The 22,533-nt window shown below is 63.0% G+C and carries 17 protein-coding genes and 1 tRNA gene; 7 read left to right on the top strand and 11 right to left on the bottom strand.

The window, feature by feature from the left end; all coding sequences use genetic code 11:
- Positions 1–122: 122 nt before the first annotated feature.
- Entirely contained in the window at positions 123–2,780 is a 2,658-nt protein-coding gene (locus GCN75_RS06630) for a TonB-dependent receptor (protein ID WP_152281889.1), read from the bottom strand.
- 305 nt (positions 2,781–3,085) lie between these two features.
- Between GCN75_RS06630 and GCN75_RS06625 the strand changes: the two genes are divergently transcribed.
- Complete coding sequence (locus tag GCN75_RS06625) at positions 3,086–3,763, top strand: type 1 glutamine amidotransferase domain-containing protein (protein WP_152281888.1); 678 nt, start codon at positions 3,086–3,088, stop codon at positions 3,761–3,763.
- Between the two features lie 107 nt (positions 3,764–3,870).
- Here GCN75_RS06625 and GCN75_RS06620 read toward each other — a convergent pair.
- Positions 3,871–3,946: transfer RNA gene (locus GCN75_RS06620), tRNA-Arg, on the bottom strand.
- A gap of 199 nt (positions 3,947–4,145) precedes the next feature.
- Here GCN75_RS06620 and GCN75_RS06615 point away from each other — a divergent pair.
- Positions 4,146–4,709, top strand: coding sequence for a c-type cytochrome (locus tag GCN75_RS06615; RefSeq protein ID WP_152281887.1), 564 nt, complete (start codon positions 4,146–4,148; stop codon positions 4,707–4,709).
- A 133-nt stretch (positions 4,710–4,842) separates the two neighbouring features.
- Here GCN75_RS06615 and GCN75_RS06610 read toward each other — a convergent pair whose 3' ends face one another.
- The 3 genes from GCN75_RS06610 to GCN75_RS06600 form a co-directional block, all read right to left on the bottom strand.
- A complete protein-coding gene (locus GCN75_RS06610; protein WP_152281886.1) occupies positions 4,843–6,918 on the bottom strand; it encodes a M13 family metallopeptidase in 2,076 nt (691 codons plus the stop codon).
- A gap of 182 nt (positions 6,919–7,100) precedes the next feature.
- Positions 7,101–9,185 carry a M13 family metallopeptidase gene (locus tag GCN75_RS06605; RefSeq protein WP_193317399.1) on the bottom strand — a complete coding sequence of 695 codons (2,085 nt, stop codon included), beginning with the start codon at positions 9,183–9,185 and terminating at the stop codon, positions 7,101–7,103.
- Positions 9,186–9,339: 154 nt separating this feature from the next.
- On the bottom strand, positions 9,340–9,924 hold the full coding sequence (locus GCN75_RS06600; RefSeq protein WP_152281885.1) for a hypothetical protein: 585 nt from the start codon (positions 9,922–9,924) through the stop codon (positions 9,340–9,342).
- A gap of 324 nt (positions 9,925–10,248) precedes the next feature.
- Between GCN75_RS06600 and GCN75_RS06595 the strand changes: the two genes are divergently transcribed.
- The 3 genes from GCN75_RS06595 to ybaL all read left to right on the top strand — a co-directional run bounded on the left by GCN75_RS06595 (position 10,249) and on the right by ybaL (position 14,916).
- Entirely contained in the window at positions 10,249–11,691 is a 1,443-nt protein-coding gene (locus GCN75_RS06595) for a S41 family peptidase (protein ID WP_152281884.1), read from the top strand.
- 185 nt (positions 11,692–11,876) lie between these two features.
- On the top strand, positions 11,877–12,998 hold the full coding sequence (locus GCN75_RS06590) for a beta-ketoacyl-ACP synthase III (protein ID WP_152281883.1): 1,122 nt from the start codon (positions 11,877–11,879) through the stop codon (positions 12,996–12,998).
- Positions 12,999–13,206: 208 nt separating this feature from the next.
- Entirely contained in the window at positions 13,207–14,916 is a 1,710-nt protein-coding gene (gene ybaL / locus GCN75_RS06585; protein ID WP_152281882.1) for a YbaL family putative K(+) efflux transporter, read from the top strand.
- 114 nt (positions 14,917–15,030) lie between these two features.
- Here ybaL and GCN75_RS06580 read toward each other — a convergent pair whose 3' ends face one another.
- Positions 15,031–17,076, bottom strand: a complete 2,046-nt coding sequence (locus GCN75_RS06580) for an NADPH-dependent 2,4-dienoyl-CoA reductase (RefSeq protein ID WP_152281881.1) — start codon at positions 17,074–17,076, stop codon at positions 15,031–15,033.
- A gap of 159 nt (positions 17,077–17,235) precedes the next feature.
- Here GCN75_RS06580 and GCN75_RS06575 point away from each other — a divergent pair, with 159 nt between their 5' ends.
- Positions 17,236–17,823 carry an SRPBCC family protein gene (locus GCN75_RS06575; RefSeq protein ID WP_226941160.1) on the top strand — a complete coding sequence of 196 codons (588 nt, stop codon included), beginning with the start codon at positions 17,236–17,238 and terminating at the stop codon, positions 17,821–17,823.
- A 1-nt stretch (position 17,824) separates the two neighbouring features.
- Here GCN75_RS06575 and GCN75_RS06570 read toward each other — a convergent pair whose 3' ends face one another.
- The 4 genes from GCN75_RS06570 to GCN75_RS06555 form a co-directional block, all read right to left on the bottom strand.
- Positions 17,825–18,280 carry a hypothetical protein gene (locus tag GCN75_RS06570; protein WP_152257589.1) on the bottom strand — a complete coding sequence of 152 codons (456 nt, stop codon included), beginning with the start codon at positions 18,278–18,280 and terminating at the stop codon, positions 17,825–17,827.
- 44 nt (positions 18,281–18,324) lie between these two features.
- Complete coding sequence (locus GCN75_RS06565; protein WP_152257590.1) at positions 18,325–18,765, bottom strand: DUF2721 domain-containing protein; 441 nt, start codon at positions 18,763–18,765, stop codon at positions 18,325–18,327.
- A gap of 112 nt (positions 18,766–18,877) precedes the next feature.
- Positions 18,878–19,834, bottom strand: coding sequence for a prolyl aminopeptidase (gene pip / locus GCN75_RS06560; RefSeq protein ID WP_152281880.1), 957 nt, complete (start codon positions 19,832–19,834; stop codon positions 18,878–18,880).
- A gap of 79 nt (positions 19,835–19,913) precedes the next feature.
- Entirely contained in the window at positions 19,914–20,396 is a 483-nt protein-coding gene (locus GCN75_RS06555) for an Lrp/AsnC family transcriptional regulator (RefSeq protein ID WP_034752896.1), read from the bottom strand.
- Positions 20,397–20,549: 153 nt separating this feature from the next.
- On the opposite strand from GCN75_RS06555, the gene GCN75_RS06550 reads away from it, so the two are divergent.
- Entirely contained in the window at positions 20,550–21,170 is a 621-nt protein-coding gene (locus tag GCN75_RS06550) for a LysE family translocator (RefSeq protein WP_226941157.1), read from the top strand.
- On the opposite strand, the gene GCN75_RS06545 is transcribed toward GCN75_RS06550, so the two are convergent.
- Positions 21,107–22,531, bottom strand: a complete 1,425-nt coding sequence (locus GCN75_RS06545; protein WP_152281879.1) for a tetratricopeptide repeat protein — start codon at positions 22,529–22,531, stop codon at positions 21,107–21,109. The genes GCN75_RS06550 and GCN75_RS06545 overlap by 64 nt on opposite strands.
- Between the last annotated feature and the right edge of the window lie 2 nt (positions 22,532–22,533).

Genomic DNA, 22,533 nt, shown 5'->3' with positions numbered 1-22,533 from the left:
GAAACCATGGCAACGCCCTTGGATACTGCTTTTTTCACTCATGTAAAACGTTCAGGGCAAGGCGCGTTGCCGAAGACAGTACGAGGAGTACGGCGAGGCAATGCAACGCAGCCATGGACGTTTTACATTTTCCAGCGTAAAGAAAGACCGACCGTGCGGTCATAGCGCCGCGTATCGCGCGCATACACGCCCGGTTCGTTCCAGTAATCCTTGAACTTGGTATCGAGCAAGTTATTCCCATCGAGGGTCACCGTGAACTGCTCGTTGATCTTGTACGACAGCGAGCCGTCGAGCTGGGCCGTCGGCGCCACCTTCAGGTCCAGGCCTGGGCCGCCCTGGTTGTAGCTGTCGATGAATTTCGAGCGCCAGTTGTAGGCCAGGCGGCCCGACCACGCGTCTTTTTCGTACAGCAGTACCAGGTTGTAGGCATAGCGCGACACGCCCGTGATCGCATGGCTGCCCGTCTCGTCATCGGTGGTGCCGCTCATGTAGGTGCCGTTCGCTTGCAAGCCCAGGCCGCTCAAGATGCCGGGCAAGCCGTCATAGAACTGCTGGTAGCCGATCTCCAGGCCCTGCAGCTTGCCCGCCGCCGTGTTGTACGGACGGTCCACGTCATACGTCTTGCCGGCAATGGTTTCGCTGGAAATGCGCTGCTGGATATAGCCGTCGAACTTGTGGTGGAACACGGTGGCCGTCACGGAACCAGCTGGCGCGAAATACCATTCCAGTGCGGCGTCGACATTGTCGCCCGTCACCGGTTTCAAATCCGGATTGCCGCCCGCGCCCGTCGCCTTCACCGTTTCCGTCGAGTTGACGAGGGCCACGCCGGGATTGAGCTGGGCAAAGCCGGGGCGGCTGATGGTGCGGCCCGCCGCGAAGCGGCCGACCAGGTCGGCGCGCAGCTTGATTTTCAGGGCCACGCTCGGCAGCACGTCGGTGCTGGACGTATTGCTGATGACGGGCGTATAGACGCCATCCTGTGAACTGTTGCCTTGCAGGCTTTGCTCCGTGCGCACCACGCGCACGCCCACGGTGCCGTCGACGGGATAGTCGGCCAGCTTGAAGGCGATCTTCGCCTTGGTGTAGATGGAATACGTCTTTTCCGTATCCTTGAAGAACGAGCCCGGATCCATGGCGCGCGCCGCGCTGCTGCCCGTGACGGCCTGGCGCACGGTGCCCGTGTTATTGAGCAGGAAGCTGGCGCATGGCGTGTACCACTGTTTCAAGCCATAGTCGGGGCCGCCGCTGGACATCGGTTCCGACAGGCAATTGAGGCCCGGAATCGACGTCACGCTCTGGCGGCTGAATGGAAACGCGGCGCCGGACACGTCCGGTGCTTCCGCATTGCCCTCGAAACTCTTGATCGACTCCGCTTCGCGCTTGACGCCGCGCACGCCGACGCTGATTTCCTTGAAGATGCCGCCCGCGCCGGGCGTGTAGGCCAGGTCGGCGCGCACATCGTTCGAGCTGCCCTGGTCCCGGCCGTAGCGGTCGAAAAAGCCCTTCAGGTAGTAATTCGACGGGTCTTGCAAATCGATGCCCGTGTAATCGACGTGCAGGGTGCCGTTCTGGTTGGTATTGATGGTGGCGTTCGGCACTTGCGTGATGGCGTCGAGGATGGGGTTGCGCCAGGTATAGCTGCTCTTGGTACTGGCCACTTCCGATGTGAAACGCCATTCGGGATTGATCTCCCACAAGCCGCCCACGGCAAATTGATGCGTCTTCGTCTCGTTCTTGTTCGCCTGTGTCGACATGATGGTGTTGACGTTGGTCGAGGTCAGGGTTTGCAGCTGATTGGTGCCGGGAATTTTTGTGGCCGACACGGGCGTGCCCCACCATGGCAAGCCGACAAAATAATCGGACTCGGCATCGAGCAGGAAGCGCGTGGCCATGCCTTCCGCATACAGCTCGACGTCGGCATTCGGACGCCATTGCAGCACGGCATTGGCGGTGCTGCGGCGGCGGTCGCCCTTGATCGGCAGCAAGCCCACCTGATCCGGCCCCGTCAAGCCGGGCAACAGGAAACTTTTATCCACGGGCGCCGTATTGAATGCGCGTTCTTCATGGTAGCGGTGCTGCTGCTGCGACAGGCCCAGCAACGCGCCCACTTCGCCGATGCCCGTCTTCCAGCGGTTAGCCACCATGCCGCTGATGTTCGGGTCCGTGGCTTTCGATTTGTCGCTGTAGACGGCGCGCGTATTCACGCTGGCCGTGAACTCCTTGAAGTCGAACGGGCGGTTGGTGCGCACGTCGATAATGCCGGCCACGCCGCCTTCGACCTGGTCCGCGCCCTGCGACTTGTACACGTCCACGCGCTGCAGCATGGTGGCAGGAATATCGGCCAGGTTGACATAGCGGCCCGTGGTGGTGAACAGCTCGCGGCCGTTGAGCAGGGTCGTGACATCGCGCAAGCCGCGTATCATGACGGCGCTCGCTTCGCCCGAATCGCGGCGGATCTGGATGCCGGAAATGCGCGCCAGGGTCTCGGCCACGTTGTTATCGGGGAATTTTCCGATGTCGTCGGCCACGATGGAATCGATGACCTGGTCCGAACGCATCTTGATCTGCTGCGAATTTTGCGCGGAACGGCGCACGCCGCTGACGGTCACGACCGACACTTCCGCGGCCGGCTCGGCACCGGCATCGGCCGCCACTGCATCCTGCGCCCAGACCGAAGCCGTGCTCAGCAAGCCGATACCGGCCAGTGCCGCAACGGCTGCCTTCAGGGTGAATGGACGAGGAAAAGTAGCCGCGAGCGGGCAGGTGGCGTGGCGCATCATGAATCTCCAGATATTGTTTTGATATTTTTATGCTGCTTGCATGTCGTTCGCATGCTCGGCGTTTATCTTAGGGGCTGGGCGATAATCTCTCCAATCAATTTTTACACTGTTTTGATATCAATTTTGATATCGGCAGCGGCAGCACGTTGGAGCGTGTAAACCGGCAACGGCAAGGGCGTCGCGGGCATGTTCATCCGTTGCATGCACAAAAAACAGGCAGCGCTGGCGTGCAACATGAAATCGGGAACAGGACTAAGCTGGAAGCTTGGCACTGCCTTTCCATTCCCCCTTGCACAGGAGTCCGCATGAACGTTTTAATGGTATTGACCTCGCACGACCAGCTAGGCGACACGGGCCACAAGACCGGCTTCTGGCTGGAAGAATTCGCCGCCCCGTACTACGTGCTGAAAGACGCGGGCGCACGCCTCACCCTGGCTTCGCCCAAGGGCGGCCAGCCGCCGCTGGACCCGAAAAGCGACGCGCCCGAATCACAGACGGCCGCCACGGCCCGCTTCAAGGCCGATCCGGCCGCCCAGGCCGCGCTCGCTTCCACCGTCCTGCTGTCCAGCGTGAAAGCGGCCGACTACGACGCCGTGTTCTATCCGGGCGGCCACGGCCCCCTGTGGGACCTGGCCGAAGACCGGGACTCGATCGCCCTCATCGCAGCGCTGCACGCGGCCGGCAAGCCCGTGGCCGCCGTCTGCCACGCCCCCGGCGTCTTGCGCCACGTCAAAGGCAGCGACGGCCAGCCGCTGGTGAAAGGCAAGCAGGTGACGGGATTTACGAATACGGAAGAAGACGCCGTCGGCTTGACGAAAGTCGTCCCCTTCCTCGTGGAAGACATGCTCAAGGAAAACGGCGGCATCTACTCGAAGGGAGCGGACTGGGCCCCGTATGTGCTGACGGACGGCATCTTGATCACGGGACAGAATCCGGCCTCGTCGGAGGCGGCGGCGCAGGCGTTGCTGGGGTTGCTGAAGTAAGGCTCATTGCTGAGACGGGTGGCTGCGCAGCGGCAGGCGCAGTCATGCCGTTGCGCGTTGCAATGTGCGGCGCGCTAGCGGAAGAAACGGCAAGTCTTGATGTGTCTTGGTGCGGCTGGCGGGGATCGAACCCACGACCCTTGGCTTCGGAGGCCAATACTCTATCCACTGAGCTACAGCCGCGTAGGGGGAATTTCTGAAGTGATGCGAAGGATACCGTTTTTCTTTACCTACGTCTACGGAAACTGTCGTATCGTCGGCAATTGCATGTCACTGCTCAATTTTTGTGCCTATAATTGTGGGTTTCATAAAGGTTTACATCCAGGCATGTAAAAATGCTACCTTACACGGCCATCAGTTTCAAATCTGGACTAAGGACATCATGAGCGACGCACATAACGAACAACAATCAGCGATCAAAACGCCTAAACAATTGCTTGCCGCCGTAGCTGGCTTCTTCCTCATCACCGTTATCGGCATCATCTTGCTGGTGCAGTTCGTCACGGCGCAAAAACTGACGGGCGCCGGTACGGACAGCCAGTCGCCGGAAGCCATTGCCGAGCGCCTGAGCCCCGTGGCCAATGCCGGCTTTACCTTCAAGGATGCCAGCGGTCCGAAGGTGCTGCAAAGCGGCGAAGCCGTCTACACGGCCACCTGCGTGGCATGCCATGGCGCCGGCGTGGCTGGCGCACCCAAATTTGGCGATGCGGGCAGCTGGTCGGCCCGCCTGGCCCAGGGCTACGATACGGTCCTGAAACACGCGATCGAAGGCTTGCGCGCGATGCCGGCCAAGGGCGGCAATCCCGACCTCGACGATGTGGAAGTGGCACGCGCCGTGGTCTACATCGCCAACGCTTCGGGCGGCAAGTTCAAGGAACCGGAAGTGCCGGCACCGGTCGCCGCCGCTGACGGCGCCGCCGCGCCAGCCGCTGAGCCTGCCAAGTAAGCGGCTACGCTGCACCAGGAACCGCCCGCATGGGCGGTTTTTTTTCGCCCGCAGTTTGTGCCAAATCACACGACGCAAAAAAGCCGCCCGGCTTGCGCGGGGCGGCTGGCAACTGATGCCTGAAAAAACTGTCTTACCACATGATGACGCGGTCTTTCGGTGGCAGATACATCTTGTCGCCCGGTTTCACGTCAAACGCCTGGTAGAAGCCTGGCTGGTTGCGCATGGTGCCGTTGGCGCGGAACTGGCCTGGCGAGTGCGGGTCCGTTTTCAGCAAGACCAGTTGCTGCGCTTCGCGCATCTTCATGCGCCATACCTGGGCAAAGCCCGCATAGAAACGCTGCTCGCCCGTGAAACCGTCGATGACGGGGGCTTTCTTGCCGTTCAGCGACAATTTGTACGCTTTGTAGGCAATGGCCACGCCGGAATTGTCGGCGATGTTTTCGCCCAGGGTCAGTTCGCCGTTGACGAAGTGGCCAGGCACGGGGCTGAAGCTGTTGTACTGCGCCACCAGCTGCTTGGTTTTCTTGGCGAAGTTTTTATGGTCGGCCTTGGTCCACCAGTCGCGCAGGTTGCCGTCGCCGTCGTACTGGGCGCCCTGGTCGTCGAAACCGTGGCTGATTTCATGGCCGATCACGCCGCCGATGGCGCCATAGTTGACGGCGTCGTCCGCGTTGGCGTCGAAGAACGGCGCTTGCAGGATGGCGGCCGGGAAGACGATTTCGTTCAGCTCGGGGTTGTAATAGGCGTTCACGGTCTGCGGCGTCATGCCCCACTCGTCGCGGTCGATCGGCTGGCCCAGCTTGTTCAATTCGCGGTTGTAATTGAGCAGGTGCGAACGCTGGATGTTGCCGATCAAATCGTCCTGCGCCACCGCCAGGCCCGAATAATCGCGCCACTTGTTCGGATAGCCGATCTTGGTGGTGAACTTGGCCAGCTTGATTTGCGCCTGTTTCTTGGTGACAGGGCTCATCCAGTCCAGCTTGTCGATGCTTTGCTTGTAGGCCGTCATCAGGTTTTTCACCAGCGCTTCCATGCGCACTTTGCGCTCGGCCGGGAAATATTGCTCGACATACAGCTGGCCCACGGCTTCGCCCAGCGCGCCTTCGACGGCGCCCACGCCGCGTTTCCAGCGCGGACGCATTTCCGTCACGCCCGTCAGGGTGGTGCCATAAAACGCGAAGTTTTCATCGACATACGCTTTCGGCAGGTAGCCGGCGTTAGCGTGCAGCAAGTGCCATTGGAAATACGCTTTCCACGTTTCCAGCGGCGTCTTGTTGGCGATCTCGGCAAAGCCTTTCAGGTAGCTGGGCTGGCTGACGATCACATAATTGACCTTGCCGGCAATGCCCGTGTCCTTCAGATAGCGGGCCCAGTCGTAGCCTGGCGCCACGGCGGCCAGTTTGGCCAGCTCCACCTTGTTGTAGGTCTTGACGGGGTCGCGGTTCTGCACATTGCTCCATTGCGCCTTGGCCAGTTCCGTTTCCAGCGCGAGGATGGCTTTCGCATTCGCGGCAGCGTTCGCGTCGCCGGCCAAACTGAGCATTTTTTCCACGTGGGCCAGGTATTTGGCGCGCGTATCGGCCTTGCCGGCTTCCAGGTAGTAATCGCGGTCAGGCAAACCCAGGCCGCTTTGCACGATGTCGGCCACGTATTTGGTGGAATCCTTGGCGTCCTGGTGGATGCCGAAGTCGTAAGGCGAGGTCACGCCCAGCTTGCTAAAGTGGGCGATCACGGCCGGCAACTCGGCCTTGTCCTGCAGCGCGGCGATCTTCGCCAGCTCCGCGTTCAACGGTGTCAGGCCCAGGCTTTCCAGCTTGGCTTCATCCATGAAGCTGTTATAAAAATCACCGATCTTCTGGGCATTCGAACCGGCCGCGCGGGCCTTGTCGGCGGCCGCGCCTTCGACGATGCCGCGCAGCTGCGTTTGCGTATCGTCGGCCAGCTTGGCAAAGCTGCCCCAGCTCGACTTGTCGGCAGGAATGACGGTTTCCGCCAGCCATTTGCCATTCAGGTGCTGGAACAGGTCATCCTGCGCGCGCACGGCAGGGTCGACGTATTCGATAGCGATGCCGGACGTCAGCGCCGCTGGCGCGGCAGCCGTGGCGGTGGCGGGAGCGGCTTTCTTGGCAGTATCGGCGGCGCCAGCCATGCCGGACACGCCAGCCAGCAGACTCAGGGTCAATGCACTTAACAAATAACGATTCACGGTTGTCCTCAATATTGTATTGTGTGGAATATAAGGGTCAGAAGGCCCAAGGCTTCTGGCCCGGTTTTTGACTGTAGCATACCGGCTGAAACGACAGAAAGAACTTTGACCGGAATGCAAAAAAGACCACGCAAGGTGGCCTTTTTTGTTGCTACAGGATTACGTTTTCATCGCGACAGCGCTTACCAGATGATGACGCGGTTTTCCGGCGCAACATACATCTTGTCGCCCGGTTTCACGCCAAACGCTTCGTAGAAGCCAGGCTGGTTGACCATGGTGCCATTGGCGCGGTACTGGCCCGGCGAATGGGGATCGGTCTTGATCTGCACGATCTGCTGCGCTTCGCGCATCTTGCTGCGCCACACCTGGCCAAAGCCCATGTAGAAGCGCTGGTCGCCCGTCAGGCCGTCCAGCACGGGCGCCGGCTTGCCGCCCAGCGAGATCTTGTACGCTTTATACGCAATCGCCACGCCCGAATTGTCGGCGATGTTTTCGCCCAGGGTCAGCGCGCCGTTGACGTGGTAGCCAGGCAGCGGGCTGTAGCCGTCGTACTGCTTGGTCAGCGCGTCGGCCTTGGCGGCGAAGTTCTTGCGGTCGGCCGGGGTCCACCAGTCGCGCAGGTTGCCGTCGCCATCGGACTGGCTGCCCTTGTCGTCGAAGCCGTGGCTGATTTCATGGCCGATGACGGCGCCGATGGCGCCATAGTTGACGGCGTCGTCCGCGTTGGCGTCGAAGAACGGCGGCTGCAGGATGGAGGCCGGGAAGACGATTTCATTCATCGTCGAGCTGTAATAGGCGTTCACCGTTTGCGGCGTCATGCCCCACTCTTCGCGGTCGATCGGTTTGCCCAGCTTGGCCACTTGGCGGGCGGAGCCGAAGTTGGCGGCACGCATCATGTTGCCCACCAGGTCGCCCTGGACGATTTGCAGCTTCGTGTAATCGCGCCATTTGTTCGGATACGCGATCTTCGGCGTGAACTTGGCCAGCTTGGCTTGCGCCTCCTTCTTGGTTTCCGGGCTCATCCAGTCCAGGGTGTCGATGCTGTCCTTGTAGGCGGCCAGCACGTTTTTCACCAGTTCCTGCATGTGCGCCTTGCGCTCTGCCGGGAAATACTGCGCCACGTACAGCTTGCCGACGGCTTCACCCAGCACGCCTTCGACGGCACCCACGCCACGCTTCCAGCGCGGCTGGTTTTCCGTCACGCCGCTCAGTACCGTGCCGTAGAAGGCAAAGCTTTCGTCGACGAAGTTTTTCGACAGGTAGCTGGCATAGCTGCGCAGCAACTGCCATTCGAAGTACGCTTTCAGGGTGTCCAGGTCCGTGGCGGCCAGCACCTTGTTGTAGCCGGCCAGGTAGCTGGGCTGGTTGACGATCACGTAATCGACCTTGTTGGCGATGCCCTGGGCGGCCAGGCCTGCCTTCAGGTCGTAGCCGGGGGTCAGATCGTTCAGTTGATTGATGTCGGTCTTGTTGTAGCGTTTGACAGGGTCGCGGTTCTCGACCTTGGTCCATTGCACTTCGGCCAGGGCCGTTTCCAGCGCCACGACAGCCTTGGCGCGGGCGGCGGCGTTCTTGTCGCCGGCCATGGCCAGCATTTTTTCCACGTGCGCCTGGTATTTTTCTTTCACGCCGGCCTGCTTGGCTTCCAGATAGTAGTCGCGGTCGGGCATGCCCAGGCCGCTTTGGCTCACGTATGCCGCATATTTCGTCGAGGCACGGGCATCCTGGCCCACGTAGACGGCGTACGGCGTGGCCACGCCCGTCTGGCTCAAATGGGCGATCAGAGCGGGCACGCCCTTCTTGTCGCGCAGCGAGCGGATGCGGTTCAGTTCGCCGGCCAGCGGCTTCGTGCCCAGCGCATCGAGCTTGGCTTCATCCATGTAGCTGGCGTACAGGTCGCCGATCTTCTGCGCTTCGGAACCGGCCTTCTTGTTTTTATCCTGTTGCGTGGCTTCGATGATGCCGCGCAACTGTGGCGTGGTGTCATCGCGCAGCTTGGCGAACGAACCCCAGCTCGACTTGTCGGCCGGGATCTCGGCCGTGGCCAGCCACTTGCCGTTCAAATGGGTGAAGAAATCGTCCTGCACGCGCACGGCGGGGTCGATGTACTGCACATCGATGCCGGAAACGACGCCGGCGGCGGCAGGCGCGGCGCCTGGCGCCACGGTGGGGGCTGCCACGGCGGATGCGGCGGATGCCGGTTCGGCGGCATGGGCAAACGCAGCCAACAGGGTCAGGGTCAGACTGCTCAAGAGATAGCGATTCACGGATTGTCCTTATGGGGCATGTCAAAAAGACCGGGCAGATAGCTTCGGGCGGATAGCCCGCCGCGCCAGGCGCTGCAGGAATGTAGCACGCGATCATGCCTTTTGACCATCCTTGCCCCCGGACTGCCCCGGAATTGCCCCTCAGTTCTCCCCGTCAGTTGCCGGGGAGCGTCATGCCCGCGCCGCCGCTGCCCATGCTGACGCCTGCGCCGCCCATGCCCCCCTTGCCACCCTTGCGCCCGCCATGCTCGCCACCTGGCGCGCCGCGCGACTCGCTGTGGGGCACGGCGGCATCCATCACGCGCGCCATCTGGCCGGCGATGAACTGGGCCACCATCTGGCGCTGGTGCTCGTCCAGGGCATCGTTGACGCTCAGCCACCACTCGCGCAGCTGCTTTTCTTCGGCCAGGCTCACGGTGCTTTCGTTGTCCATGCCGGCGAGCAAGTCGCGCAGTTCCAGCCGGGGCGCCTGCAAGCCCTGCGTCACCGCCGCTTGCAGGCGTTCGCGGCGCGCCTTGCGTTCGCGCAAGAGTTGACGCGATTTCCCTTCCACCTGCTGCCACAAGGTGGTTTGATTCGCATTGAGTTTCAATTCCGTCCTGAAATCGGGCGCCATCGGCAGCAAGTCTTCCAGGCGCATGTCGGCAAGCGGCACGGCCGTGGCGGTCAAGGCGGTGGTGCCCAGCAGCAAGGCCAGGCCCAGGCGGCGCACGGCGGGGAGTAAGTTCAACGAGGTCATGGGGGCTCCGGATAAAAAAAAGCCTGCGTCCGCAGACGCAGGCAAAACCACTTCGGGTCGAGAATGCGAATCCACTATAGGGCCGCCGCACACGCTTTTTTTCGACTCTTACAAATGCTTACTCCCCTCAAGAGTAACTATACATCGCATACAAAGCCGCAACATATGGCAAGCTGGCCGCCCCGTTTTCGCGCGTAGACTGGGCCCAGGTACGCTTTTTCCACGGCCGGCCCACACCGGCAGAGATTCAGGTCTATACTTTCAGAAAAGCGCCGCTCCACGGGGACTGGCGCTTGTGCAAGACACGCTAGCTGCAAAGGTGCAATGATGGGCAAACTCAAAAATACCGGCTTGATCGGCCTGGGCGTGGTGGCCGGCGTCGCCGTGTCGCTGCAATTTTCCGCCATGGCGCAAAAAACCGTCGAGCCGCCCCTGCCGCTGGAAGAACTGCGCCAGCTGGCCGATGTGTTTGGCCTGATCAAGTCCGATTACGTGGAACCCGTGGAAGACAAGAAACTGCTGGAAGACGCCATTTCCGGCATGGTTGCCTCGCTCGACCCCCATTCCGCCTACCTGGACAAGAAAGCCTACGCCGAGCTGCGCGAAGGGTCCGAAGGCAAGTTTGTCGGCCTGGGCATCGAAATCGGCCTCAGCGAAGACGGCTACATCAAGATCGTCTCGCCCATCGAGGATTCGCCCGCCTACCGCGCCGGCATCAAGGCTGGCGATCTGATCACCCGCCTGGATGGCCAGCCCGTGAAAGGCGTCAGCCTGGACGACAGCGTCAAGCGCATGCGCGGTGAACCGGGTACCAAGGTGTCGCTGACCATTGCCCGCAAGGATGAACCGCAGCCGCTGGCCTTTACCATCACGCGCGAGGAAATCCACCAGAAAAGCGTGAAGGCAAAGATGGTCGAGCCGGGCTACGCCTGGCTGCGCGTGTCGCAATTCCAGGAACCGACCGTCGACGACATGGCCGCGCAGATCACGGCCCTGTACCAGCAAGACCCGAACATCAAGGGCATGGTGCTGGACCTGCGCAACGATCCGGGCGGCGTGCTGCAGGGCGCCATCGGCGTCTCGGCCGCCTTCCTGCCGAAGGACTCGGCCATCGTGTCGACCAACGGCCAGTTGCCGGACTCGAAACAGGTGTTCTACGGCCGCGCCGAATACTATATGTTCCGCTCGGAAGGCGATGCGCTGGCGAAATTGCCGGCCGCTATCAAGAAAGTACCGCTGGTGGTGCTCGTCAACACGGGTTCGGCCTCGGCCTCGGAAATCGTCGCCGGCGCCCTGCAGGACTACAAGCGCGCCACCATCATCGGCACGCAAACCTTCGGCAAGGGTTCCGTGCAAACCATCCGCCAATTGACGGCCGACACGGCCGTCAAGCTGACGACGGCCCGCTACTACACGCCGAATGGCCGCTCGATCCAGGCCAAGGGCATCGTGCCGGACCTGCTGGTCGATGAAAATGCGGATGGCGACGGCTTGAACGGCTTGCGCATCCGCGAAGCGGACCTCTCCAAGCACCTGAGCAACGACCGCGACAAGGAAAGCGCCAAGGCCGCCCCCGTCAACGACGAGATGGAAGAGCAATTGCGCATCATCGCGCTGGAAAAGACCCGCAAGCCGCTGGAATTCGGCAGCCAGGACGATTTCCAGCTGCACCAGGCGCTGAACCACCTGAAAGGTTTGCCCGTGCAGCTGGCCAAGGCCGAACCCGTGGTCGTGCAAGCCGACGTCAAGAAGGAACAGAAGAAGTAAGCAGCAGCGCCAGCAGAATCGCGGGGGGCATAATGCCCCCCGGCAACCGTCCACGCGACAAAAATCAATCTTCCGCCACACTTCCCCGTCCCCGCAACACGAAACTCTCTACAGTCGAGCCTGTTTGTGTAAAATTTGCTTCACTTATCGGCGCCGCGCCGATTGCCAAATTTGAAAGTTTAATCATGAAACAAGTCGTCATCAGCGGTACCGGACTGTACACGCCGCCATTTTCGATCTCCAACGAAGAGCTGGTTACCTGCTTCAATGCCTACGCGGAAAAGTTCAATGCCGACAATGCCGACGCGATCGCCGCGGGCACCGTGACGGCGCTGGACCTGTCGAGCGTGGCCTTCATCGAAAAGGCGTCCGGCATCAAGTCGCGCTTCGTGATGGAAAAGGAAGGCATCCTCGATCCGGCGCGCATGGTCTCGCGCATCGCGGAACGGGGCGATGACGAACTGTCCTTGCAGGCGGAAATGGCCGTCGCTGCCGCGCATGACGCGCTGGCGCGCGCGGGCCGCACGCCGGCCGATATCGACATGGTGCTGGTGGCTTGCAGCAATATGCAGCGCGCCTACCCGGCCATGGCCGTGGAAGTACAGGATGCGCTGGGCATCGATGGGTATGGCTTTGACATGAACGTGGCGTGTTCGTCCGCCACCTTCGGCATCCAGCAAGCCGTGGCCGCCGTGCAAAGCGGCCAGGCGCGCGCCGTGCTGGTCCTCAATCCCGAGATCACCAGCGGCCACCTGAACTGGCGCGACCGCGACAGCCATTTCATCTTTGGCGACGCCTGCACGGCCATCATCGTCGAAGCGAAAGACACGGCCGTGTCCAAGCACCAGTTCGAGATCATCGGCACGGAACTGAAAACGCGCTTCTCGAATGCCATCCGCAACAATTTCGGCTTCCTCAACCGTTTCGACGAGTCCGGCGTGGGCAAGGCCGACAAACTGTTCCGCCAGCAAGGCCGCAAGGTCTTCAAGGAAGTGTGCCCGATGGCCGCTGAGATGATCAAGGCGACCCTGGCCAAGGCCGGCGTGGAAGTGGCGCAAGTGAGCCGCTACTGGCTGCACCAGGCCAACCTGAACATGAATCTGCTGATCGCGCGCCTGATCCTGGGCCGCGACGCCGAAGCGAACGAGGCGCCCGTGATTCTCGACACCTACGCCAACACCTCGTCGGCCGGTTCCATCATCGCCTTCCATAAGTATCAGGATGACATGGCGGCAGGCGCCATGGGCGTCATCTGCTCGTTCGGCGCCGGCTATTCCATCGGCTGCGTGGTCGTGCGCAAGGTGTGAGCATGCGGACGTAGTCGCGCCTGATTCCTTGAATTAGACGCAGATGCGGGTGGATGGCATGCGTTCGCATCCACCTGAACGAAGATACAGCGCAAAATTTTTGCAAAAAAGCGGCAGGAAAATTCCAGCCGCAGCTTTGTTGCGTTTATACTCAATCGCTGAGTAACATCTTTTTCATCCGCACGTCTCCATAAGGAACCCACCACGCATGCCCCATGACATCAGCCTGATCACCACCATTGCCGCCGCCCTCGGGTTCGGCCTCATCTTCGGCTTCATCGCCGCGCGCCTGAAACTGCCGGCATTGGTCGGCTATCTGGCCGCCGGCATCATCATCGGACCGGCCACGCCCGGTTTTGTGGCAGATGCGGAAATAGCCGGGCAATTGGCGGAAATCGGGGTGATGCTGATGATGTTCGGTGTCGGCCTGCACTTTTCCATCGAGGATCTATGGGACGTGCGCAAGATTGCGCTGCCCGGCGCCATCCTGCAGATCGCCGTCGCCACGGCGATGGGCATGGGCCTGGCCCACTGGTGGGGCTGGACTCTCGGTGGCGGGCTGATCTTTGGCCTGGCCCTGTCCGTCGCCAGTACCGTGGTGCTGCTGCGCGCGCTGGAAGAACGGGGCATCCTCGATTCCCTGAATGGCCGCATCGCCGTCGGCTGGCTGGTGGTGGAAGACCTCGTCACCGTGCTGGTCCTCGTGCTGCTGCCCGCGTTTGCCGGCGCGCTGGGCGGCAAGGTCGCCCCTGGCGCCGAAGCCGTCAGCCTGTGGCAAACCCTGGCCGTGACCCTGGGGCAAGTGGCCGGTTTCATCGTCTTCATGCTGGTGGTGGGCCGCAAGCTGTTCCCGTGGATCCTGTGGCAAGTGGCGCGCACCGGTTCGCGCGAACTGTTTACCCTGTGCGTGATCGCCGCCGCCGTCGGCATCGCCTACGCTTCCACCAAGCTGTTCGGCGTATCGTTCGCCCTGGGCGCCTTCTTTGCCGGCATGGTGCTGCGCGAATCCGAACTCAGTCACCGCGCCGCGGAAGAATCGCTGCCCCTGCGCGACGCGTTTGCCGTGCTGTTCTTTGTTTCCGTCGGCATGCTGTTCGAGCCGAACATCCTCATCGACAAGCCCCTGCAAGTGCTGGCCGTGTGCGCCATCATTATCTTCGGCAAGTCGATCGCCGCCTTCCTGCTGGTGATGGCCCTGCGCTATCCGCCGAAAACGGCCATCATCGTCTCGGCCAGCCTGGCGCAGATCGGCGAATTCTCGTTTATCCTGGCCGCCCTGGGCCTGTCGCTGGGCCTGATGCCGCAGGAAGGGCAAAGCCTGATCCTGGCCGGCGCCATCCTGTCCATCGCCCTGAACCCGCTCGTGTTCAGCATGGCCAAGCCGCTGCTGCGCGTGATGAGCAACAGCGATTTCGCCCGCAAGTTCGAACGCACGACCGACCCGCTGGCCGAGCTGCCGATGACGGTGCCGCAAGAAAAACTGTCGGGCCAGATCGTGCTGGTCGGCTACGGCCGCGTGGGCCGGCGCATCGCCGCCGCCCTGATGGAACGGGGCATCCACTTTGTCGTGGCCGAGGAAAACCGCGAAATCGTCGATCAGCTGCGCAAGCAGGGCATTCCGGCCGTGGCCGGCAATGCGGGCGAACCGGCCGTGCTGATCCAGGCGCACATCACACACGCCACCATGCTCGTCATCGCCACGCCGGACACCTTCCACGTGCGCGCCATGATCGAGACGGCGCGCGCGCTCAACCCCACCATCATGACGGTGGTGCGTACGCACAGCGAGGAAGAGGCGGAATTGCTGCGCGCGGAAAACGCGGGCAAGGTGTTTATCGGCGAGCACGAACTGGCCAATGGCATGGCCGAGCACGTGCTGCAGAGTTTTGATGCGGCCAAGAAGGGGCATGGCCATTAAGGTTCCTTGATGCCGAACCGCTAGCCCATGCAAATGCCGGGGTCGGTCCCTGCGGGATCGGGATGTGCCCCACTGGGGCGCATCCCCCCGTCGGGTCTGACCCCAGCCCTCAATTTACAAACTGGCGGCCAGCTCCGCCCCTTCCCGTATCGCCCGCTTGGCATCGAGTTCCGCCGCCAGCGCGGCGCCGCCGATCTTGTGGAAACGGGGGCCGCCCGCCTGCAGGGGCTTGCCATCCTTGTCCACGGGCGGCATCAATTCCGTCAAACTGTCCTGGCCCGCGCAGATGACCACGTTGTCCACGGCCAGCAGGCGCTGCTCGCCGCCCACCGTGATGTGCAAGCCCTGTTCGTCGATCCTGTCGTAGGTGACGCCGGCCAGCATGGCCACGCCATTTCTCGCCAGCGCCGCCCGGTGCACCCAGCCCGACGTCTTGCCCAGGCCCGCGCCCACCTTCGACGTCTTGCGCTGCAACAGGAAAATCTGCCGCACGGGATCGGGCGCCACGGGCGGCACCAGGCCGCCGCCGGTAGCCGCATCCAGGTCCACGCCCCACTCGCCCGCCCACGTGGCCACGGGTTGCGGCAGCGGGTGCGCCGGGTCGTGCAGCAAATACTCGCCCACGTCGAAGCCGATGCCGCCCGCGCCGATGATGGCCACGCGCGCGCCCACGGGCTTCTTCTCCTGCAGCACATCCAGGTAGGACAGCACCTTCGGGTGGTCGATGCCGGGAATGGCCGGCAGGCGCACCTTGATGCCCGTGGCGACGATCACGTCGTCGTAGCCGCCGGCCAGCAATTGCTCGCGCGTGACGCGCTGGCCCAGGCGCAGCTTGATATTCGACAAGGCGATGCGGCGGGCAAAATAGCGGATGGTTTCCGTGAATTCTTCCTTGCCCGGTATCTGCATGGCCACCTTGAACTGGCCGCCCACGCTGTCGCTGCTGTCGAACAGGGTCACCTCGTGCCCGCATTCGGCGGCCACGGTGGCGGCGGACAGGCCGGCGGGACCGGCGCCGACGACGGCCACCCGGCGCGGCACGGCCTTTTTCGCGTACACGAGTTCCGTTTCATGGCAGGCGCGCGGGTTGACCAGGCAGCTGGCGCGCTTGTTGGCGAAGGTGTGGTCCAGGCACGCCTGGTTGCAGCCGATGCAGGTATTGATTTCGTCGGCGCGGCCCGCTGCCGCCTTGGCGACAAAGAACGGGTCGGCCAGGAACGGCCGCGCCATCGACACCAGGTCGCAGTCGCCCCGCTCCAGGATGGCGTTCGCTTCGTGCGGCATGTTGATGCGGTTCGACGCAACCACGGGAATGGCGACTTCGCGGCGCAGCCGGCCCGCCACGCTGGCAAAGGCGGCGCGCGGCACCGAGGTGACGATGGTGGGCACGCGCGCCTCATGCCAGCCGAAACCCGTGTTGAGAATCGTCACGCCCGCCTGCTCCAGGGCCTTGGCCACCGCCACCACGTCGTCCCAGGTATTGCCGCCCTCGACCAGGTCGAGCAGCGAGTGGCGGTACATGATGATGAAGTTGGGGCCGACGGCGGCGCGGATGCGGCGCACGATCTCCACGGGCAGGCGCATGCGGTTCTCGATGCTGCCGCCCCAGCGGTCCTGGCGCAGGTTGGTGCGCGCGCACAGGAACTGGTTCAATAAGTATCCTTCGCTGCCCATCACTTCGATACCGTCGTAGCCGGCCTTTTGCGCCAGGCGCGCGCAGCGCACGTAGTCGCAGATCGTGCGCTCGATGCCCCGCTCGCTCAAGGGACGGGGGCGGAACGGCGAGATCGGCGATTTCTTGGCCGACGCCGAGACGACGAAGGGCTGATAGCCATAGCGGCCCGCATGCAGGATCTGCATGACGATCTTGCCGCCCTCCTCGTGTACGGCGCGCGTCACCTTGCGGTGGTTCGGCACGTCGCCGAGGAAGTTGAGGGTGCCGCCGAACGGCAGCAGCCAGCCCTGGCGGTTCGGCGAAATGCCGCCCGTGACGATCAGCCCCACGCCGCCCCGCGCCCGCTCGCGGTAAAACGCAGCCAGCTTGCCATAATGATAAAAACGGTCTTCCAGGCCCGTGTGCATGGACCCCATGATGACTCTGTTGCGCAAGGTGGTGAAGCCCAGGTCGAGCGGGGCCAGCAGGTGGGGATAGGCAGTCATGGTCGGTCCGATAGAAGATGGTATGCAGGCCGTACGGTAACAAGCATTGCGGGCCGCCGCAGCGTATTTCTCTAGACCGGGAGTTCTAAATCGTCCGCCGTGCCCGCCGGCGATGCGTACAGCTTGTGCCGCGCGGTACTTTCCCGTAGGCTAGGTGGCATGACGCGACTCTTCCTCTGCCTGCTGATGCTGTGCGCCCTCCCCGCTACCGTGCTGGCGCAGGCGCAGGCACTGCGGCTGGACAAGCTCAAGGTCGACGTCAAGCGCATCGAGGTCGACGGGCAGCGCATGTATGAAGTCGATGCCAGCGGCAGCGTGCAGGCGCCGCCGGCCTCCGTCTGGAAGACCCTGACCACCTACGAGCGCATGAATGAATTCGTGCCGGACTTGAGCTCCTGCCGCGTGCTGTCGCGCAACGGCAATGAAGTCATCATCGAGCAGCAGGGCATGGCGCGCTTCCTGTTCATGAACCACCCCATCCACCTGGTGGTGCGGGCCACGGAAACGCCGTTCACGGCCATCGACATCGCCCTGATTTCCGGCGACATGCGGCATTACGAATCGCGCTGGAATCTGTATCCGATCCCCGAGACGGGCGGCACGCGCATCGTCTTTTCCAGCCGGCTGATGCCGGGCTTCTATGTGCCCGGCATGCTGGGCACGACCATGATACGCGGCGATATCGAACGCATGATGGCGGCCGTTCTCGCGCGCATCGACAGCCAGTACGCGGATAAATCCGGCTGAATTACGCCAGGTAGGTATCGCGGTCGCGGATTTCCGCGAAGTTTTCCAGGCTGCCCAGCTTCACGGTGACGGGGTTCAGGCTGGCCTGCGGCTGCATCGAGCGCCAGGCAAACAGCCATTCCTGCTCGGGCGCTTCGGCGCGCGTCTTGGTGAAGGCGGCGCCCAGGGCGGCGCGCTGGCCGTATTCGACCAGGCCATCGATGCCGGCCCAGCTGGGCAAGGTGCGCTGCACGGCGCGGTGCAGGCGTTCGCCGAATTCTTCCGTATTGTGGATGATCAGACAGGCGTCGGCCGGGGCGAACAGGTCGAACAGTTGCTTGTCCCACACTTGTGAAAAGCTCAGGGTCAGGCAATTGCCCGCTGGCACCAGGCGGAACTGGCCCAGGCTCAGCGCCAGCTCGAGTTCGCTGCGCTGGCCGTAGCGGTGCAGGGTGGGGGGACGTTTGTAATCGTGCATGCTGGACTCGTTCTTCAATAGTAGGGTAAACCGGCGCGCGCCGCCTAGCGGGGCGGGCGGATATGGCGCCGGATGCGCTGGGCCGTCGCGGCCAGGTAAATTTCGCGCAATAAATAAATAAAACAGCCGATCAGGCAAACCACGGCCAGCACAAAGAAGGCCGCGATGTATTTATCCAGGGTCAGGTTCAGGATGTCGCCCAAAAACAGCATGGCGATGATGACGCAGACAAAGAAACCGCAGGCCGTGCTGAGCGAAATCGAATAATTGATCAGATGGGTGCGCCGATACAGGGTATCTAGCTCATCCATATAGAAATCGTTGTAGCCGATGTCGAGCCGGTCTTCCAGCACGCGCGTGCGGTCGATGATGCGGCCCAGGCGGTTCGTCAGCACCACCAGCATGGTGCCGATACCGGTCAGCAGGAAAACCGGCGCAATCGCCAGCTGGATGATATGGCCGATGTCGCCGATCTGTATGTTCATGGATAAAAAGTCGTGGGTTCACACCGGCGCCCGACCTTGGCGCCAGCACAGGCCATAGTGTAGCAGGTGGCGCACGCCGGCTGGCCCCTTTGCCAACCGGCGTGTTGCAAGATCATGCGAAGCCGCGCCCCGGCACGAAGCGCTCGGTGGCGCGCACCAGCGCCGAGGCGATGCCGTGCTCAAGCGCGCCATGGCCCGCGTCCGGGATCATGTCCAGCTGCGCGCCGGGCCAGGCTTGCTGCAGGCGGTAGGCCGACAGCGGCGGGCAGATGGCGTCGTAGCGTCCTTGCACGATGACGGCCGGCAAATGCGCGATGCGCGCCATGTTGCGTATCAGCTGGTCTTCCTCGAAGAAACCGAGATTGGCCATGTAATGCGATTCGAGCCGGCCCACGCCCAGGTCCAGCGCATCGTTCGGCGCATCTTCCGGTTGCGGCATCAGGTAGACGCGGCGGCCCTCGAAGCGGCTCCACGCGCGCGCGGCCGGCCAGTACACGGCGGGATCGCTGCTGAGGATGCGTTTCACGTAGGCCGCCAGCAAGTCGCCCCGCTCCTCTGCCGGAATCGGTGCGGCGAATTCCTCATACAGTTCCGGATAGAACCAGCGCACGCCATCGATGAACCAGTCGATTTCCGCCTGCGTGCACAGGAAAATGCCGCGCAGCACGAAGCCGAGACAGGCTTCGGGATGCGCCTGGCCATACGCGAGCGCCAGGGTCGAGCCCCAGGAACCGCCAAACACCAGCCATTGAGCGATGCCGAACTGGGCGCGCAAGCGTTCGATGTCGGCAATCAGCAACTGCGTCGTGTTATTGCGCCATTCGCCCAGCGGCGTGGACTTGCCCGCGCCGCGCTGGTCGAACAGGATCACGCGGTAGCGCTGCGGATCGAAGAAGCGGCGGTGCTGCGGCGACAGGCCAGCGCCGGGGCCGCCATGCAGGAACAGCACGGGAATGCCGTCGGGATTGCCGCACTCTTCCCAGTAAATGGTGTGAATGTCATCGACCGCCAGCATGCCGTGCCGGTTCGGCGACAGGGCGGGAAACAGGGGAGTCAGGGAATCGGGCATGGCGGTCCTCTAGATACGGTCAGGGCGCCAGGCACTGCGTGCCCGGCAACTGTTCCAATTATAGTGCGCCCCCGCCGGCTCAGGCCAGCAGCAAGGGCAGGCGGTTCGACGACTTGATTTCGCGCATCGACAGGCTGGACTGGATTTCCGCCACGCCGGGCAGGCGGCGCAGCACGGTCGAGACGAATTCGCCATACGCTTCCAGGTCGCGCGCCACCACTTGCAGGAAGTAATCGGCTTCGCCCGCCACATTGTGGCACGACAAAATTTCTGGAATCGTCGCGATGGCTTGCTCGAACTGCGAAGGCTGCTCGCCGCCATGGTTGGCAAACACGACCCGCACGAACGCCACCAGGCCGATGCCCAGCTTCTTGCGGTTGAGCAAAGCCTGGTAGCCGGTAATAAACCCCTCCTCTTCCAGGCGGCGCAAGCGGCGCCACACGGGGGTTTCGCTGAGCTTCAAGCGCTCGGCCAGGCGCGCATTCGACAGCCTTCCTTCATCCTGCAACAGCCTGAGTATCTGCAAATCGGTGGCGTCGAGGCTAACTTCTGAAATTTTCATCTAATTTTTGTTTTTATGGGAGTGGAATCTACCCGAATACTAGGGCATGCAGGGCAGGAAAAGCAAGCACATTTCATCACAGCAAGAACATAATGGTGCCCGGCGAGCAGGCTGCACCGTGCGCATGCTCCCGCTTTTCTTGTCGACTGGCCCATGTCCGATTCTACCTTCCTGATGTACCTGCTGGCACTGGCCGGCGCCTTTTTATTACCTGGCCCCGACATGGCACTGGTGCTGGCCACGGGCGCCGCGCGCGGCGTGGCCACGGCGCTGGTGACGGCACTGGGCATTGCCGGCGCGCGCGCCGTGCACGTGGCGCTGTCGGGCGCGGGCCTGGCGGCGCTGATGGTGACGCATCCGCAAGCCTTGCAGTGGGTCAAATGGGCGGGCGCCGCCTACCTGCTGTACCTGGCGCTGCGCCTGCTGCAGTCGGCCCTGTCGAAAAGCGCGGCGTCCGAAGCGCAGGCGCCCGCCACGGCGCACAGCGCCCGCGCCAGCCTGGTGCGCGGCTTCCTGACGAATCTGCTCAATCCGAAGGCACTGCTGTTTTGCAGCATGTTCTTGCCGCAGTTCGTCACCGGCAGCGACAGTGTCGGCATGCAATACCTGCGCCTGGGCGCCACCCTGGTGCTGGTGGGCCTGCTGTTTGACGCCGTGTACGCCATGCTGGCCGCCCGTCTGGCGCGCCGCCTGCGGGGCAAACCTTCGCCTTACGGCAAGTTCGTGCTGCCCTCCATCTTCGTGCTGCTGGCCGGACGGCTGGTGCTGGGCTGACCTGCCGTGCCATCGGCAAAGAAAGCGGGATAATCGCTCAGCAAGCGGGCCTCCAGATCGTTGACCTTGCGAAATTGCCGCAGCGTGGGCGCCATGGCCCGGCCCGCATCCCAGCTACGCCACGCATTTGGCGCGTCGAACTGCGCCAGCAAGGCCTCGCCCAGATCCTGGTACACGGCCGCCATGTGGGGCCTGGCTTGCAGCACTTGCAGATACAGGGCCGTCGCTGCGGGCCATTGGCCCAGCTTGGCGCGCAAATTTCCTTCGAACAAGGCCAATACAGGCTGCTCCAGCCCCGTCTGCGTCCTTAATTCCTGCACGGTGGCCAGCGCGGCCGCGATGCCTTCCTGGTCCTTGGCCAGCAGCCCCCGCGTCAAGTCGTGGATGGGCTGGCATTGCTGCATGGCCAGCTGCTGCCGGGGCGACAGTTTCTCCACCAGCGCGCCCGTGGAAAAATGGTCTTCCAGCATGATCAGGAAAGCGTCAAACGGTTGCTCTGCCGCAAAGAGCTTTTCCGCCTCGGCCCGCAGCGCCGGATGCGCCTGGGGGGCCAGCGGCGGCAGCGTGGTCGCCTGTGCCAGCACGCGCTCGAGCGGAGACGCGTCGGCCGCCGGCGGGCGGGGCCGGTAGGCAGCCAGCGTGTAAGCGGCGGGCGCCCCCACCGTCATGGCGCCGATGCGGAAATGGCGCGCGACCGTGCCGCCCACCTCCTGGTAATGCAAGGTGAACTGGGCGGGAATGCGCTTGCCATCGGCCAGCATCTTCAGCACCAGCGGGTGGCCGCCCCAGGTGTAGCGCAGATACTGGGCAAATGCCGTGGCATCGTCGCCGCTGACGGGGCTGCCGGCTATCCCCAGGCGCAGCAGGGGCTGCCCGTCGAGCGACCACAGCGCGGCGCCGTCGAGTACCTGCGGCAGCAGGGCGCCGCGCCGCCTTGTCGCCGGCACGGACAGCGCTTGCTCCTCGTACACGGGCGGCGTGACGTGGTCCTGCAAGCCACCAGCCTTGAGCGCGCCAGCCAGGCCCTTGCGGTGTTCGCTCTCGATACGGCGAAAACCCGCCACGTCGAACAGCGAATACGTGTCGTAGGTGGATGCCGCCATATCGATGACGTAGCGACGGCGCGTGGCAAAGTCGAGCACGGACAGGTGCTGGCCATCGCGCACGCTCAGGTAATGCGGGCCCAGCAAGACATCGCTGTCCTGCGTATCGCGCGCGGGCAAGCTGGTTTTCACGCCTGTCTTATTGACGCGCTCGCTAATCACCGTGACGTGGAACGCGACGCTGGCCTGGACAGCGGACGTGCCCAGGAAAAGGAAGGCCAGCACGCTGGCGCGGCGCAAGGCGGGAAGAAGAGTCATGG

It is taken from the genome of Janthinobacterium violaceinigrum (genome assembly GCF_009208555.1).
GTDB classification, from domain to species: Bacteria; Pseudomonadota; Gammaproteobacteria; order Burkholderiales; family Burkholderiaceae_D; genus Janthinobacterium; species Janthinobacterium violaceinigrum.
The sequence above is the reverse complement of the archived record's forward strand: the minus strand, read 5'-3'. Positions and strand labels throughout refer to the sequence as shown.